General features: G+C 70.7%; 16 protein-coding genes. 12 read left to right on the forward strand and 4 right to left on the reverse strand.

Annotated features, from left to right (window positions below; genetic code table 11):
- Positions 1 to 95: 95 nt before the first annotated feature.
- The 3 genes from G4G93_RS25410 (at position 96) to G4G93_RS25420 (ending at position 2,337) form a co-directional block, all read left to right on the forward strand.
- On the forward strand, positions 96 to 644 hold the full coding sequence (locus tag G4G93_RS25410) for an HNH endonuclease (RefSeq protein ID WP_048431169.1): 549 nt from the start codon (positions 96 to 98) through the stop codon (positions 642 to 644).
- Between the two features lie 464 nt (positions 645 to 1,108).
- Complete coding sequence (locus G4G93_RS25415; protein WP_165088567.1) at positions 1,109 to 1,483, forward strand: hypothetical protein; 375 nt, start codon at positions 1,109 to 1,111, stop codon at positions 1,481 to 1,483.
- Positions 1,484 to 1,635: 152 nt separating this feature from the next.
- Positions 1,636 to 2,337: a DUF4142 domain-containing protein gene (locus G4G93_RS25420; RefSeq protein ID WP_165088570.1), complete on the forward strand. Its 702-nt coding sequence runs from the start codon at positions 1,636 to 1,638 to the stop codon at positions 2,335 to 2,337.
- Between the two features lie 275 nt (positions 2,338 to 2,612).
- Here the strand turns inward: G4G93_RS25420 and G4G93_RS25425 are convergent, their stop codons facing one another.
- Positions 2,613 to 3,227: a DUF4142 domain-containing protein gene (locus G4G93_RS25425; protein WP_165088572.1), complete on the reverse strand. Its 615-nt coding sequence runs from the start codon at positions 3,225 to 3,227 to the stop codon at positions 2,613 to 2,615.
- A 313-nt stretch (positions 3,228 to 3,540) separates the two neighbouring features.
- On the opposite strand from G4G93_RS25425, the gene G4G93_RS25430 reads away from it, so the two are divergent.
- The 4 genes from G4G93_RS25430 (at position 3,541) to G4G93_RS25445 (ending at position 6,577) form a co-directional block, all read left to right on the forward strand.
- Positions 3,541 to 3,684 (forward strand): hypothetical protein, encoded by a 144-nt coding sequence (locus G4G93_RS25430; protein WP_165088575.1) that lies wholly within the window; start codon positions 3,541 to 3,543, stop codon positions 3,682 to 3,684.
- A 328-nt stretch (positions 3,685 to 4,012) separates the two neighbouring features.
- Positions 4,013 to 4,357 (forward strand): hypothetical protein, encoded by a 345-nt coding sequence (locus G4G93_RS25435; protein WP_165088578.1) that lies wholly within the window; start codon positions 4,013 to 4,015, stop codon positions 4,355 to 4,357.
- 130 nt (positions 4,358 to 4,487) lie between these two features.
- A complete protein-coding gene (locus tag G4G93_RS25440; protein ID WP_165088580.1) occupies positions 4,488 to 5,369 on the forward strand; it encodes a branched-chain amino acid aminotransferase in 882 nt (293 codons plus the stop codon).
- Between the two features lie 110 nt (positions 5,370 to 5,479).
- Positions 5,480 to 6,577 carry a calcium:proton antiporter gene (locus G4G93_RS25445; RefSeq protein ID WP_206290017.1) on the forward strand — a complete coding sequence of 366 codons (1,098 nt, stop codon included), beginning with the start codon at positions 5,480 to 5,482 and terminating at the stop codon, positions 6,575 to 6,577.
- A 745-nt stretch (positions 6,578 to 7,322) separates the two neighbouring features.
- Here the strand turns inward: G4G93_RS25445 and G4G93_RS25450 are convergent.
- The gene (locus tag G4G93_RS25450) at positions 7,323 to 8,357 is read right to left on the reverse strand and encodes a glutamine synthetase beta-grasp domain-containing protein (RefSeq protein WP_165088586.1); all 1,035 of its coding nucleotides are present in this window, start codon (positions 8,355 to 8,357) and stop codon (positions 7,323 to 7,325) included.
- 402 nt (positions 8,358 to 8,759) lie between these two features.
- Between G4G93_RS25450 and G4G93_RS25455 the strand changes: the two genes are divergently transcribed.
- Positions 8,760 to 8,948, forward strand: a complete 189-nt coding sequence (locus tag G4G93_RS25455) for a DUF2735 domain-containing protein (RefSeq protein ID WP_165088589.1) — start codon at positions 8,760 to 8,762, stop codon at positions 8,946 to 8,948.
- Positions 8,949 to 8,997: 49 nt separating this feature from the next.
- Here the strand turns inward: G4G93_RS25455 and G4G93_RS25460 are convergent, their stop codons facing one another.
- Positions 8,998 to 9,927 (reverse strand): glutaminase, encoded by a 930-nt coding sequence (locus tag G4G93_RS25460; protein ID WP_165088591.1) that lies wholly within the window; start codon positions 9,925 to 9,927, stop codon positions 8,998 to 9,000.
- 201 nt (positions 9,928 to 10,128) lie between these two features.
- Here G4G93_RS25460 and G4G93_RS25465 point away from each other — a divergent pair, with 201 nt between their 5' ends.
- The 3 genes from G4G93_RS25465 to G4G93_RS25475 all read left to right on the forward strand — a co-directional run bounded on the left by G4G93_RS25465 (position 10,129) and on the right by G4G93_RS25475 (position 12,099).
- On the forward strand, positions 10,129 to 11,082 hold the full coding sequence (locus G4G93_RS25465; protein ID WP_165088594.1) for an NAD(P)/FAD-dependent oxidoreductase: 954 nt from the start codon (positions 10,129 to 10,131) through the stop codon (positions 11,080 to 11,082).
- A 297-nt stretch (positions 11,083 to 11,379) separates the two neighbouring features.
- Positions 11,380 to 11,523: a hypothetical protein gene (locus G4G93_RS25470; protein WP_165088597.1), complete on the forward strand. Its 144-nt coding sequence runs from the start codon at positions 11,380 to 11,382 to the stop codon at positions 11,521 to 11,523.
- A gap of 42 nt (positions 11,524 to 11,565) precedes the next feature.
- The gene (locus G4G93_RS25475; protein ID WP_165088600.1) at positions 11,566 to 12,099 is read left to right on the forward strand and encodes a CinA family protein; all 534 of its coding nucleotides are present in this window, start codon (positions 11,566 to 11,568) and stop codon (positions 12,097 to 12,099) included.
- 16 nt (positions 12,100 to 12,115) lie between these two features.
- Here G4G93_RS25475 and G4G93_RS25480 read toward each other — a convergent pair whose 3' ends face one another.
- Positions 12,116 to 13,351 (reverse strand): branched-chain amino acid ABC transporter substrate-binding protein, encoded by a 1,236-nt coding sequence (locus G4G93_RS25480; RefSeq protein ID WP_165088603.1) that lies wholly within the window; start codon positions 13,349 to 13,351, stop codon positions 12,116 to 12,118.
- A gap of 411 nt (positions 13,352 to 13,762) precedes the next feature.
- Here G4G93_RS25480 and G4G93_RS25485 point away from each other — a divergent pair, with 411 nt between their 5' ends.
- Positions 13,763 to 14,902 (forward strand): PepSY-associated TM helix domain-containing protein, encoded by a 1,140-nt coding sequence (locus tag G4G93_RS25485; protein ID WP_312892265.1) that lies wholly within the window; start codon positions 13,763 to 13,765, stop codon positions 14,900 to 14,902.
- The last annotated feature ends 59 nt before the right edge of the window (positions 14,903 to 14,961 follow it).

Raw genomic sequence — 14,961 nt, forward strand, 5'->3', positions numbered from 1 at the left:
GCGATGGTCCCCATCTCCTCTCCTGGCGAGCAACGCGAGGACCGGCACCGTGCCGGCCCCCCTCGCCGCGGTCGGCCCGTCGCCAGGGCAGGATGATGCTGGACCTTCAAACCCTCGTGCTCAACGCGGATTACCGGCCGCTCTCGTACAATCCGCTCTCGCTGTGGTCGTGGAAGGATGCGTTCACGGCCCTGTTCCTCGACCGCGTCACCCTGGTGGCGAGCTACGACGTCGAGGCGCGCTCGCCCAGCCGGTCGCTCCGAGTGCCGAGCGTGGTGGCGCTCAAGAGCTACGTGGCGATGGCGCGCAGCCCCGCCTTCACGCGCTACAACATCTACCTGCGCGACACGTTCTCGTGCCAGTATTGCGGCCTGCGCCTGCCCTCCGGCGGCCTGACCTTCGACCACGTGGTCCCGCGCTCCCGCGGCGGGCTCTCGAGCTGGGAGAACGTCGTCGCCGCCTGCAGCCCGTGCAACCTGCGCAAGGCCAACCGCACCCCCGAGGAGGCCGAGATGCCCCTCCTCAACGAGCCGCGCCGGCCGAGCCGCCACGAGCTGCACCGCCGCCAGCCGGAATTCGACCACCGCCAGTACCACCACACCTGGATCGACTACCTGTACTGGGACAGCGAGCTGGAGACCTGAACCCGACGCAGCGGCGGTGGACTACGAGGTGGTCGGGAGCAGGCGGTTCACCGGCAGGGCCTGCTTCCTGACCTGAGGCGGTCTCGAGCACCGACGAGGACCTGACGCCGGTGGGCGGCGGCGCTGATCGACGTGATAAGTTAGGCTCTCCCGGGCGCAGGCCCCTTCGGGGCCGTCGTCGTCGCCGAACGGGAGCGCGTCCACGTGACGGTCCATGTCCAGACCGCCGGAGGTCGGACGTTCCGGGTACTGACCGGGCTCGACGACGACCTTGCGATCCCCTCGACCGGCCTCGCCTGCACGGTGGCCGGTTTCTACCGGGATACGCCGGGCGTGCGCGAACCGGCCCCGGTCGCCCGACTGACCGCGCGACACCCTGGAGACCGGGACGCGGATTGCGCTACACGCTGGTGGCTTGTCCCGTCCCGGCCGCGTCGCGCGGCCCCGCCAGCGCCGAAAGCCGCATGCCGCACCCGACCGTGACCGCAGCCCCCACCCGCACCCGCCGCGACTGGCCGGGACTTTTCCTGCGCGCCGTCCTCTCGCTCCTCCTCGGCCTGCCGCTCGGCGGCGTGCTGTTCGCCCTGACCGGGCTCGGGCTCGCCATCGCCGGCGACGACCCGCTCCTCCAGCATCCCTGGCTGCTCGCGTTCCGGACCCTGGCGGCGGCGGTGAGCTACATCTTCCTCGGCGGCTTCGCCTGGACGCCGGAGGGCGGCTACGTGAGCCTGCACGCCTGGTACGCGGCCGGCGTGGTGCTGGCCTTCGTCCTGATGAGCCGGCCGTGGCGGCGCTGGACGCGGCGCAAGACGGCGGAGGCCTGGCCGCGCAAGGCGTGAGCGCCGGCAAGGATCCGATCGACTGCGCGATAGTGCCGCGATTGCGGAACCACGAGGAGCGGGCCGGAACGTCCGTCGGGTGAGAAAATTACTCCCCCAGAGCATCTAGGCCCGCGAGCGCCGGGATGCGTGTCCTCACCGGAGCCACATCCATGCATCGTCGCGACGTCCTGGTCAGCATGCTGTCCGCCACCGCGGCCCTCGCGATCACCCGCACCGCCATCGCCCAGCCGATCGCGGCCGGCGCGATGCCAACGCCCGTCTACCTGGCGATGGCGACGAAGGGCGGCCTCTTCCTCGAGAACACCGCACGAGACGCCTATGCCAAGACCGGCAGCCCGCAGGTCAAGCGCTTCGCCCGCGCGGAAGTGACCGAGCAGGTCAACCTCGCCAACACGATCGACAGGGTCACCGGCGGCCGCGTCGCGGTGCCTGTCGGCGGCGGCCAGCCCGGCCCCGGGGGCCTCGTCGGCGGCCTGGTGGCTGCGCCGCTGGCGGTGGCGGGCGGCGTGGCCGGCGCCGCGGTCGGCACCGTCGGCGGGGTGCTCGGCGCTCCCGGGGGCGGTGGAGCCCCGGGCAGCGGAGCCCTCGGGGGAATGACCTCGGACCAGCAGAAGGCGCAGATCCAGGCGCAGCTCTCCGGCCTCCAGGGCGGTCCGCAATACGACGCCGCCTTCGTCGACGCCTCGCTCCAGGGCCACCGCGAGGCCCTGGCGATCCACGGCACCTACGCCCAGAGCGGCGAGGACCCGGCCCTGCGCCGCGTCGCCCGGGGGGCGATCCCGCTGATCCAGCTGCACATCTCGCAGCTCTCCCAGATGCAGCGGATGATGGGCGGGGCTGGGGAGGGCTGACGGCCGGACGGAGGTCGTGACGGCTCGCCGTAGCGGCGATCGGGCGAGATCGCCGCCGGTCTTTCCCGCGCGCCGTCAGTCTGCGGGCTCGCTCCGACGGACATGCCACCCTCCGTGTCATTCCGGGGCCGCGCAGCGGAGCCCTGAATGCCGCGGAGGGCTTCGGCTTCGGGACCGCCGGCCGTTCAGGTCGGGCTTTCGCGAGACGCCGTCCGATCTCCCCCAATCGTCGTCACGGGCGCCCCCGGACGTCGCCGTCCGAGGGCGCCGTCACGTCAATCCTTCAAGTCCTTCTCAATGTCGGAGAGCAGCGCCAGATGCTCGCGGATCTGGCCGCGGGCGAGCTTGGCGACGCCGAGAGTCTCGCGGTCCCGCCCGGTGGCGAGATAGGCCTCCTGGATCTTCAGGAGCGCCTGGTGACCTTCGATCTGGCCGCGGACGTACTCGCGGTCGAAGGCCTTGCCGGACTTGTCCCGGTCGAGCTTGTCCAGCATCGCCTTGCCCTTCGGATCGAGCTGGCCGGTGACCTCGGGCTCGGCCGGCGGCTTCACCTGTCCGCTGACGGCCTGCGAGGGATCGCGCATCGCCTTGAGCACGTCGGCGATGGTCTCCTGCTCGGCGACCTCGAAGCGCGCGAACTGCTTGACGTCCTCGTCGGAAGCCTTCTGCAGCGCGACGCGGCTCGCCGCGAGGGAGGCCGAGCCGGCCGCGAGGGTGTCGGCGGCGTACTTGGCCTCGGCCTCGCCCATCCGGGCGCCGGAATTGCCGCTGGCCGCCGCGGTCGGGCCGCCCTGCTGCTGCTGCGCGAAGGCCGCCGTGACGAGGGAGGGGATCGCCACGGCGGAGGCGAGGGCGGCAAGTGCGAGTCGGCGATGGAGGAGACCGGACATGGGATACCTGACTGTCGACGGGGGAGCGCAGAGCGGGAAGCGCCTCAGGAAGCACCTCCTGATGCAAGCGCTAACGCCACCGCGAAAGGCGGGGTTTCAGCGTCGCCTTTCGGGAATCCGCACCGTCGCCGCGAGGGCCCGGCGGACTGGGATCCCGCTCCGATCGGGCCCCGAGCCTACGTCCATCGGCGAGGTTACGCCGATCGTCGCGACGGTGTCGTGTGATCTCCGGCAACGATCGGTCACGGTCGGTCGGCGACGGATCGCCGTCGCGACGCTCGTGCGGACCTGGCCGCGGATCACGGAGGCGGGGATGACGACGATCTTCTTCGGACCGCCGCACTTGCAGGATGTCCCGGGCCGGGACGGCGGCCCCCATCCGCCGGTCGCCCCGGTGCTCTGCTCCGCGATCGTCGTCTGCCACCTCGCCGACCGGCGCCGCGTGACGAAACCGTAATCCGGCCGAGAGATCCGGGCGATCCGGGCCGGCGCCGCCACGACGACGGGACGCCCTCCCCTCCTCGCACCTCTCCCGCCGCCCCGGCCTCCCGCCGCGGGCGGCGTCGCATGGCGACTCGAAACATTCGGCGCAATCCGCACGCAATCCGGCCATGCAATAACAGAATGCGGGGTGAAGCTCGGCCGGCATCGACCAGCGGACCGGGCCACCGCGAGGAAACGCACCGCGGCGAACCCGTGCCGCCGGCCCTTGAAGCCGGCGCCGATCGCCCGGACCGGGGAAGGTCAGCCACCGCATCGTCAGCGGCAACCAGCGGGAGAGGCAGATGGACAACGTCATCCGTCCGGATTTCCAGCGCGCGGCCCGGGCCAAGGCCAAAGCCAAGGCTTGGGGTAACGAGACGAGGGCGCACCGCGCCGCCGGCACGGCGCGATACGTCAAGACCTACGGCGAGGTCGGGCTCTATGCCGTGTCGCTGGTGCGCGACCGCTCGGGCTCGCGCGGCGACATCTACCAGGTCGTGATCGACGGGCCCGGCGGGCAGGTCGGCCCGGTCGGGATCGAGCCCGCGACGGCCGACGGGATGTTCGACGCTGACCGTATCGGCATGGCGGTGATCCGCACCCTCGAACTGGTGGCGGGGCGCCCGGAGGATTTCGACGTCGCCTGACGCCCCCTCCCCGTCGTCCCCCGAAGCGCTTCGCCCATGCCTCGGACGCGGCCCTTGGACGGGCGCGGCACATGGACAGGTGCGACTTGGCCGCGCCATCATGCGGGGACCGACGGGCGGGACGAGAGCGATGGCCGAGACGACGGCGAACGATACCACGCACCACAACGACACCTGGACCTATTTCGAGGGCGCCTGGCACCCGGGCAACGTGCGGATGATGGGGCCGCGCACCCATGCCGCCTGGCTCGCCTCGACCGTGTTCGACGGGGCCCGCGCCTTCGAGGGCGTGACCCCGGACCTCGACCTCCACCTCGCGCGGATCAACCGCTCGGCCGCGTCCTTCGGCCTGGAGCCGGTGGTGTCGGAAGGAAGCTGGGCCGAACTGGTGCGCGACGGGCTGGCGCGCTTCGCCCCCGACGCCGCACTCTACATCCGGCCGATGTACTGGGCCGAAGGGGGCCTCGGCGGCGCGGTGCGGATGGACCCGGCCTCGACCGCCTGGTGCCTGTGCCTCTACGAGGCGCCGATGCCGCCGCCGACCGGCTTCACCGCCACCCTGTCGCCGTTCCGGCGCCCGACCCCGGACGCCGCGCCGCTCGACGCCAAGGCCGGCTGCCTCTACCCCAACAGCTCGCGGGCCATCGCGGAGGCCGCCTCCCGCGGCTTCGGCAACGCCCTGATGCGCGACGCGCTCGGCAACGTCGCCGAGTTCGCCACCGCCAACGTGCTGATGGCGCGCGACGGCGTGGTCTACACGCCGGTGCCGAACGGCACCTTCCTGGCCGGCATCACCCGCGGCCGGGTGATCGCGCTCCTGCGCGACGCGGGAATCACCGTGGTGGAGAAGACCCTCACCGTCGACGACCTGATGGGCGCCGACGAGGTGTTCTCGGTCGGCAACTTCGCCAAGGTCGTGCCGGTGACCGCCCTCGACGACCGGACCTTCGCCCCCGGGCCGCTCTTCCGGAAGGCGCGGGAGCTGTACTGGGCCTTCGCCCACGGGGGTTGATCCCGCCTCGCCCGTGTGTCTCCGACGCTTCTTTCGGTTTCCGATCGTTTCCCTTGCCCCCTCGCCCGCCCCTTGACACAAGCGGGGCGGTTCCGAGGAGCGAGGTGACGATGGTCGTGCGGTTGGCGGTGGCGTGGGCGACGGTGGCGGCCTTCGCGGTGTTCGGCGGGGGCTGGCTCGGGGAGCTCGGGGCGCCGCTCGCGGCGGCCGGGCTGTTCGCCTGGCTCTTCTCCGTCATCCTGTGGTCGGCCTTCGGGGTCGTGCACGAGGCCGAGGAGCTGGCCGACCGCCTCGGCGAGCCCTACGGCACCCTGATCCTCACGCTGTCGATCGTGATCATCGAGGTGGCGCTGGTCGCCGCCGTGATGCTGGGCGCCAAGGCCGCCCCGACGCTCGGGCGCGACACGATGTTCGCCGTCATCATGATCGTGATGAACGGCCTCGTCGGGGTCGGGCTGATCCTCGGCGGCCTGCGTCACCACCGCCAGAACTACAACCTCGACGGCGCCGGCGCCTATCTGGCGGCGATCATCCCGCTCACCACCATCGCGCTCATCATCCCGAACTTCACCCTATCGACCCCCGACGGCTCGCTCACGGTGATCCAGGCGGTCGCCTTCTCGATCCTGACGGTGGTGCTCTACGGCATCTTCCTGATGCTGCAGACCGGGCGCCACAGCGACTTCTTCACCGATTTCGTCAAGCCCGGCGCCCTCGCGCCGGAGGCGGCGCGCGTCCATCCGGATGCCGGCACCGGGGCGATCCTGCGCCATTCCGGCCTGCTGCTGGCGAGCCTGCTGCCGATCGTGCTCCTGTCGAAGAGCCTGGCGGCGATCCTCGACCACGGGATCGCGGCCCTCGGCGCGCCCTCGGCCCTCGGCGGCGTCATCATCGCCGCCATCGTGTTCACCCCGGAAGGCATCAGCGCGCTCAAGGCGATCCGCCGCGACCAGCTCCAGCGCGCGATCAACCTGTGCCTCGGCGCCGTCACCTCGACGGTCGGCCTCACCGTGCCGGCGGTGCTCGTCATCGGGCTCATCTCGGGCCAGCGGGTGGTGCTGGGCCTGCCGCCGGCCCAGATGGCGGTGCTCGCCATGACGCTGCTTCTGAGCGTCATCACCTTCTCGCGCCAGGGCACGACGGTACTGGAGGGCGCCGTGCACCTGGTGGTGTTTCTGACGTACCTGACGTTGATCTTCAGCCCGTGACGCAGGGTATGACGGCCGGGCTCACCCCGCTTGCGACCTCATCCTGATACGCGAGGCGATCGGATCCCTCCACCGCGCGAGGACATTCCGGGATGACCAAGGCGCTGTGCCGTGCGACAATGACGTCATGCTTCGCATGCCAGACCGATACTCCGGGAGAGAGATGCTTCGGCTCTGATCCCCTCGAATAGAGCGCAGGAGCGCTCGGGGTCAGAGCCTGCATCAGGGGCTCTCTTGGAGAAGTACCATCGTGGGGTGCGTCGGCATCACCGTGCGCGGCTGATGAAGGCTCGCGAGGATTATCACGGCGGAGCGACCGGCCGGCGGCTTTCGCCCCAGGCCGTTCTCTCCTCTTGGTCCCGGACACCGACCCCATGCTCGTGCTGGATGTGCGGCAATCCCCGCCGGTGGCTCGGCGAAGTCACGATTCAGGAGTGCCGAGCCTTCCAGGCGGATGAAATTCGGCTGCGGTAGCTCGGACCGCGGAGCGCCGATCCAAGCCGATTTCGTAAGAACGGTTGCCGGTTTCGCGGCAAAAATCTGCAACAAAAAAAGAATTTAAGCCGACGACGCATTGGCCTGCCAACGCAAGTCTGCCTTAGAGACGGATCCCGGGCTCCGCTGCGCGGCCGCAGGATGACGCGGTGGCAGCGGGCGGTCCGTGCCGGCAGCATCATCTGAGCACGACAACGAAAAACGGCGCGGGCCCCTCGGCCCGCGCCGCTCACGCTCTCACCGATGCGCCTCAGGCCGCGGCCGAGACCTCGGTCGGGACGGTCGAGATCGTCTTCAGGATCTGCGAGGCGATCTGGTAGGGGTCGCCCATCGAGTTCGGGCGGCGATCCTCGAGGTAGCCCTTGTAGCCGTTGTTGACGAAGCTGTGGGGCACCCGGATCGAGGCGCCGCGGTCGGCCACGCCCCAGCTGAAGGTGTGGATCGAGGCAGTCTCGTGCTTGCCGGTCAGCCGCATGTGGTTGTCCGGGCCGTAGACGGCGATGTGGTCCTCACGGGCATCCCCGAAGGCCTTCATCAGCTTCTCGAAATACTCCTTGCCGCCGACTTCGCGCATGTAGGCGGTCGAGAAGTTGGCGTGCATGCCCGAGCCGTTCCAGTCGGTGTCGCCGAGCGGCTTGCAGTGGTACTCGATGTCGATCTCGTACTTCTCGCACAGGCGCTGCATCAGGTAGCGCGCCATCCACATCTCGTCGGCGGCCCGCTTGGAGCCCTTGCCGAAGATCTGGAACTCCCACTGGCCCTTCGCCACCTCGGCGTTGATGCCCTCGTGGTTGATGCCGGCGGCGAGGCAGAGGTCGAGATGCTCCTCGACGATCTGGCGGGCGACCGAGCCGACATTCGCGTAGCCGACGCCGGTATAGTACGGGCCCTGCGGCGCCGGATAGCCGGTCTCGGGGAAGCCGAGCGGGCGGCCGTTCTTGTAGAAGAAATATTCCTGCTCGAAGCCGAACCAGGCGCCTTCGTCATCCAGGATGGTGGCGCGCTTGTTCGACGGGTGCGGGGTCTTGCCGTCCGGCATCATGACTTCGCACAGGACCAGGATGCCGTTGGTGCGGGCCGGGTCGGGGAAGTGGCGCACGGGCTTGAGCACGCAATCCGAGGAGCTGCCCTCGGCCTGCTTGGTCGAGCTGCCGTCGAAGCCCCAGAGCGGGAGCTGCTCGAGGGTCGGGAAGCTGTCGAAGGCCTTGATCTGGGTCTTGCCGCGAAGGTTCGGGGTCGGCGCATAGCCGTCAAGCCAAATGTACTCGAGCTTGTATTTGGTCATCTCGCGTCTCTCTTCAGGTTCCGATGGAGCCCGGCTTCCTCGTCGGCGCCCATCACCCGCCAGCGGCATCCCCTCGCTTGCAGGTCCCGTGCCAACCTCGCCCGGACGGGCGGAACGATCGCCGGAACGGCGCGTTTCCGGTACCCGGCGGGGCATCGGACGCCCCTGGGTCAGGCCTCCCCGGAGGGAAAGAGGCCGCGGTGCCCGGTTGCGCGCCAGGGCGCCAGGACGCCTCATCGCGCGCCACACCCGCCAATCCGAGCGCCGGTGCAAGCGCGAGCATGCACTAATTTTAGACAACGGCTGATTTTTTCGTGGTCAAGCCGCGTAGTCTCCAGGCACACTTCGTTACGATCTCAGAGGCCGTCGCCAGCCGGCGCGGCCCTCACGGGAGGCCCGCTCATGAGCACCACCAGCCCGCGCATCTCCGCGAAGATCTACGCCTTTCCGGCCGGCGGCCGCAGCCGCGGCGGCCGCCACGACTGGGCGGTGCCCGGCCCCGCCTCGCGGGAGCGCGCCCCCGAGATCATGCCGGCGAGCGGCGGCTACCACGACGAGGCGATTCGCGAGGAGCGCTCGCGCAAGCCCTGAATGTGGCGCTCGCGCAAGCCCTGAGGCCGAGCCTTCAGGCTCGGGCGCCCTACTCGCCGAAGATCGACCAGCCGAGGCGCTTCGTCAGCCGCTCCAGGGCGATACGCCCGAGATGGGAATTGCCGGCGGCGTCGAGCCCCGGCGCCCAGACGGCGATCGAGGCACGCCCCGGCGCCACCGCCAGGATGCCGCCGCCGACGCCGCTCTTGCCCGGCAGGCCGACCCGGTAGGCGAACTCGCCCGAGCCGTCGTAATGGCCGCAGGTCAGCATGACGGCGTTGATGCGCTTGGCCCGTTCGGCCTGCACCACCGACAGGCCGGTGCTGGGATCGCGCCCGGAATGGGCGAGGAACCGGCCGGCCACCGCGAGCTGCCGGCACGTCATGCTGATGGCGCAATGGTGGAAATAGACGCCGAGCGTGTACTCGACCGGATTGTCGATCACCTCGAACGACTTCATGTAGTTGGCGAGCGCCACGTTGCGAAAGCCCGTGCGCTGCTCTGAGGCCGCCACCGCCTCGTCGATGGTGATCGTGGCGTCCTGGGCGAGGAACTGCATGAAGCGCAGGATCTCGCCCAGCGCCTCGCGCGGCTGGTGGCCCGACAGGATCAGGTCGGTGACGGCGATCGCCCCGGCATTGATGAACGGGTTGCGGGGGATGCCGCGCTCGTATTCGAGCTGCACGACCGAGTTGAACGGGCTGCCCGAGGGCTCGCGCCCGACCCGCCGCCACAGCTTGTCGCCGACCATGCCGAGGGCGAGCGTGAGGGTGAAGACCTTCGAGATGCTCTGGATCGAGAACGGCACGTCGCAATCGCCCGCCGCCGCCACCGTGCCGTCGGCGCCGATCACCGCGAGGCCGAAATGACCGGGATCGACCCGGGCGAGTTCCGGGATGTAGCGCGCCACCTCGCCGCGATCGGTCCGCTGGCGCATCTCGTCGACGATCTCGCTGACGACGGTTTCAAGGTTGGACACGGATCGGGAATCCCGGGCTGGAGACGAAGCGCGGCCTTAAGCCTGCAAGTTCGAGGCCTCAAGCCGGCGGCGAAAAGTTCCGCGCCTGACGTGAGAGATTTCGCACGATTGATTGGCACCGCAGCGGATCACCGTGCGTTGACGCGACGCCTGCGCACAGTGCGGCAGGATTGGTGCGGCAGGATTGCGGGAGCGGCAGGATTGGGCCGGGACGGGACCATCGCGATCATCGGGGCGGGCATCGCCGGCGCCGCCGCTTCGCGCCGGCTGAGCGAGGCGGGCCGGTCGGTCGTCGTCCTCGACAAGGGCCGCGGCCCCGGCGGCCGGATGGCGACGCGGCGCGGGCCGGGCTCCCTCCGCTTCGACCACGGCGCCCAATACGTGACCGCCCGCGACCCGCGCTTCGTCGCCCTGGTGGAGGCGTGGACGGCGCGGGGCGTCGCGGCACCCTGGGGTGGGGCGGAGCGCTTCGTCGGCACCCCGGGCATGACCGCGCCGGTGCGCGACCTCCTCGACGGCGTCGACCTGCGCTGCGGCCGCGCCGTCGGCCGCCTGGTGCGGGAGGGGCGGCACTGGCGGCTGGCGGAGGCCGACGGGACGGCACTTGCCGACGGCATGACGTTCTCGAGCGTGCTCCTGACCTGCCCCTCGCCCCAGAGCCTGGCGCTGCTGGCGAGCGCCGGCGAGAGCCTGCCGGGCGTGGCGGATGTGCGCTACGCTCCGTGCTGGACCCTGATGCTGGCCCATGACGGGCCGCCGCTTCCCGGCGCGCCCGTGCGGGAGGATCGCGATCCGGACGCAACGATCGCCTGGGTCGCGGAGAACGGCAGCAAGCCGGGCCGTGAGGCCGGCGGAACGATCGTCGCCCACGCCTCCCCGTCCTGGTCGCGGGCCAACCTCGAATGCGCGGCCGACGACGTCGCCGAACGGCTGGTGACGGCCCTGCGCGACCGCGTTCCGCTCGGGGAGATCCGCTACCGCGCCGCCCATCGCTGGCGCTACGCGGCGGTCGAGCAGGCGGTCGGCGAGCCCTGCCTGTTCGCGCCGGCCGCCGGCCTCGGCTTTGCCGGGGACGGCTGCCTCGGGCCCCGGGTGGAGTTCGCCTATCTCAGCGGCCTGGCGCTGGCCGAGCGGGCGATCGCCGAGGCGGCATGACGGCCGGGGTCGCATCCGGGAGGGTGGCCAAGGTGCGGGGGCACACCGCGCGGCCGGCCCGACCCGGGCAACGTCCGCCCGGGGTGGCGTCCCGCCATACCGGGACCATCGTTCCGCCCAAAGACGGTGCGACACCTCCGCCAACCGGGACGGCGCCGTCCCGAAAGCCGGCACCGCCGGCCCCCGAAGGTCGGAGTCCTCCGGCCTCGTCCCCAGCCACAGGGAGCCCATGAACCCGGACCGGGGGGCGCGTAGCCTCCGCGGTTCTCCTCGAATCCTTCTTATCGGGTGAGTGCAATGTCTGATGCGTCCCTCTTCCTCCATATCGCCGGGTCGCTGACCTTCGTGGGTCTCGTCGGCCTCGGGATCGGCCGGGCCCTTGATGCCTGGGTGCGGCAGGCGCCGACCGGCGGCGACGACGAAGGCGCCCTGGCGGAGTAATCCCCGGATGGATAGGGTCCGTAGGAGCTGGAGGACGCCGCCTTGCGCGAGATGATGGACAGGGCCGGGCGCATCGCCGCCCTGCTGACGGCCCGGCGGGAGACCGTCGCGGTGGCCGAGTCCTCGGCGGGCGGGCTGGTCTCGGCCGCGCTCCTCGCGGTGCCGGGGGCCTCCGCCTACTATCTCGGCGGCGCAGTGGTCTACACGGCGCAGGCGCGCCGCGCCCTGATCGGGCTCGACGAGGCGGGGATGGCCGGCCTGCGCAGCGCGAGCGAGCCCTACGCCGAGCGCGTGGCCACCCTCGTGCGCGAGCGCCACGGCGCCGTCTGGGGCTTGTGCGAGACCGGCGCCGCGGGCCCGGGCGGCAACCGCTACGGCGATTTAGCGGGCCATACCTGCCTCGCCGTCGCCGGTCCCGTCAGCCGCCGCCTGACCGTCGAGACCGCCAGCAGCGACCGCGCCGCCAACATGGAGGCCTTCGCTGCCGCCATGCTCGACGTTTTCCTGGATGCGCTGACGGAAGCGGATCGGGCTCCGGCAGGAGCCCGCACTTCGTCAGGAGCCCGCGCTTCCTGAGGAGCCTGCGCCGACGTCAGCTCGGCCGGTCCATCCGGCAGGTGGTCGGCACCAGCGTGTCCTTGGTCTCGACCCGGCCGACATTCTTCCAGCCCCAGCCGGTGCCCTCCTCGTCGAAGCGCATGCCGGGCTCCATCGGGCCGAAGGACGAGACGAACATCGTCTGGAAATACTGGTGGTCGTCGGGCCGTACGAAGCCCTCGCTGCCGGTATACGGCTTGAGACGGGCGTGTTCGAGCTTCGGCGCCACCTTGCGCGCCTCGGACGAGCCGGCCTCCTGCATCGCGGTCACCAGGGCGTTCATCGCGTTGAAGGCCCGCGGATAGGTCGAGCCGATGCCGGTGCGGGCCCGGAACGTGGCCTCGAAGTCCTGGGTGGCGGCGTCGCCCACGTTGGCGCCGCCCTGCGTGACCTCGAACACCCGGTGGGCGAGCCCGGTCTGGCGCACCACCGAGGGCCCGCCGGTGCCGCCGGCGTAATAGGTGTAGAAGCTCGCCTGCAGCCCGGCCTCGGCGGCGGCCTTGAGCAGCAGGTTGAAGTCCTGGGCCCAGTTGCCGGTGATGACCGAATCCGCCCCCGACGCCCGGATCTTGGTGATGTAGGGCGCGAAGTCGTTGACCTTCTGCAGCGGCGTCACCTCGTCGCCGACGATCTCGATATCGGGGCGCTTGGCCTTCAGCATCGCCCGCGCCTCGCGCCGCACCGACTGGCCGAACGAGTAATCCTGGTTGATGAGGTAGACTCGCTTGATCTCGGGCCGCGTCTTGATGAAGTTCGTCAGCGCCTCCATCTTGATGTCCGAATTGGCATCGAAGCGGAAGTGCCAGTAGTTGCATTTCTCGTTGGTGAGCGAGGGATCGACCGCGGAGTAATTGATGTAGATGACCTGACGATCGGGGTTGCGCTCGTTGTGCTTGGCGACGAACTCGGTCAGTGCCGCCGCCGCCGAGGAGCCGTTGCCCTGCACCAGTACCCGCGCCCCGGCGTCGATGCCCTTCTGGGCGGCGATCACGGTTTCCTGCGGGTTGACCTTGTTGTCGTAGGCCAGCACCTCGAACCGGAACTGCTTCTGGCGGGCGTTCAGGATCTCGGCCATGTACTGGAAGTGCCGCAGGCCCGCCTCGCCGGTGGGTGCGCCGCCGCCCGAGAGCGGATCGATGAAGGCGATCTTCACCGTTTCCTGTGCGGCGGCCGGGCCGCACAGGCTGAAGACGAGGATGGCGCCGCGCAGCGCCTGGCGGATGGGCGTCATGCTTTCCTCTCCTGTCGGCCGCGGTCGTCTCAGGTCCCACTCGGGCCGGCGCCGCATTGCCGGGAGCGAGAGTCCGGCCCGGCACCGAGTCTCGTCAAGAAGAAAGCCGCGATCGATGAACCAGATCCGCGTTTTACATGTAATATACGTAGATTACAAAAATAAACCACATCATTGCACCTGATCGCATCGCACAATCTAGAATTATTATAATGAAGTCCTCGACTTCGACCCGGTCGAGGATCGTTGACACCCGCTCGATTCGCGGCATAAGCGTCGCGACGACGACGATGATCTGCCGACGACCTTTCGGCAGCGACCCGTCGGCCGGGCGCGCGACGCGGGAATGCCGACCATGTTTCAGCCCGAGGGCGCGACCGGAGCCGCACCGGCCCCGACGAGGTCCGGCCGGTGAGATCCGCCCTGTTCCAGCTCCACTGGTTCCTCGGCTTGACCGCCGGCCTCGTGCTGATGGTGGTCGGGGCGACCGGGGGCCTTCTCAGCCTCGAGGATGCGGTGACGGAGGCGCTCAGCCCCGGCATCGTCACCGTCCCGGCACGGGATGCGCCGCGGCTGACCCCGGATGGGCTGGTCGCCCGCCTGACGGACGAGGCGCCGGGGCGGCGCGTCACGCTGATGGTCCTGAGCGGGCGCCCGGACCGGGCGGCGCGGGTCCGCCTCGCCGACGGGCCGGGACGGGGCACCGAGACCCGGGGCACCGAGACCTATGTCGATCCTTACGACGGAAAGATCCTCGGGCCGGCGCGGGGCGAGGGGTTCTTCGATGCCGTGCTGCGGCTGCACCGCTGGCTGCTGCTGCCCGGCCACGGCGACGGCTGGGGCCGCACGATCACCGGCGCCTCGGCGCTGGCCCTCGTCTATCTCGCGCTGTCGGGCCTCTACCTGCGCTGGCCGAAGGGCCGGCGCGACTGGCGGGTCTGGCTCAAGCCGGCGCTCAACCGCCGCGGCCGGGCGCTCTACTGGTCGCTGCACGCGGTCGTCGGCACCTGGACGCTGGTGCTCTACCTGGTGATGGCGCTCTCCGGCCTGTGGTGGTCCTACGGCTGGTACCGCGACGGGGCGACGGTCCTGCTCACCGGCCGCCCGCCCGCCGCCGCGCCGGCCCGGGGCAAGGAGATGGGCAAGAAGGAGGGCGCCCCCGCCCCCCTCGATCCCGCCTTCGCGGCCTTCACGGCGGCTGCCGGCCCCTACGCCACCGCCTCCCTCGCCCCCGCCCGCGCGGGCGAGACGATCCGCATCCGTTCGGTGGCCCCGGATGCGAGCCATTTCCAGGCTCGCGACGAGTGGCGCTTCCGCCCCGACGGCATCCTCGAGCGCCGCGACCTCTATGCCGAGCGGCCGCTCGGGCACCGCTTGACCGGCAGCATGCTGGCCCTGCACGAGGGCCGGTTCTTCGGGCCCGTCGGCACGGTCGCCTTCATGCTGGCGGCGCTCGCCATGCCGGTCTTCGGGGTGACGGGGCTCCTCCTCTATCTCGGCCGCCGCCGCAGCCGGCGCCGCCACGCCGCCGCGGCCGTGCAAGCGGCCTGACGACGCGAGCTCGACGCGGCTCGCGAGTTGCCTTCCGGTCCCATCAGGCAGTAAGCGCA

Origin of the sequence: Methylobacterium sp. DB0501 (genome assembly GCF_011043735.1) — a bacterium.
Classification (GTDB): domain Bacteria; phylum Pseudomonadota; class Alphaproteobacteria; order Rhizobiales; family Beijerinckiaceae; genus Methylobacterium; species Methylobacterium alsaeris.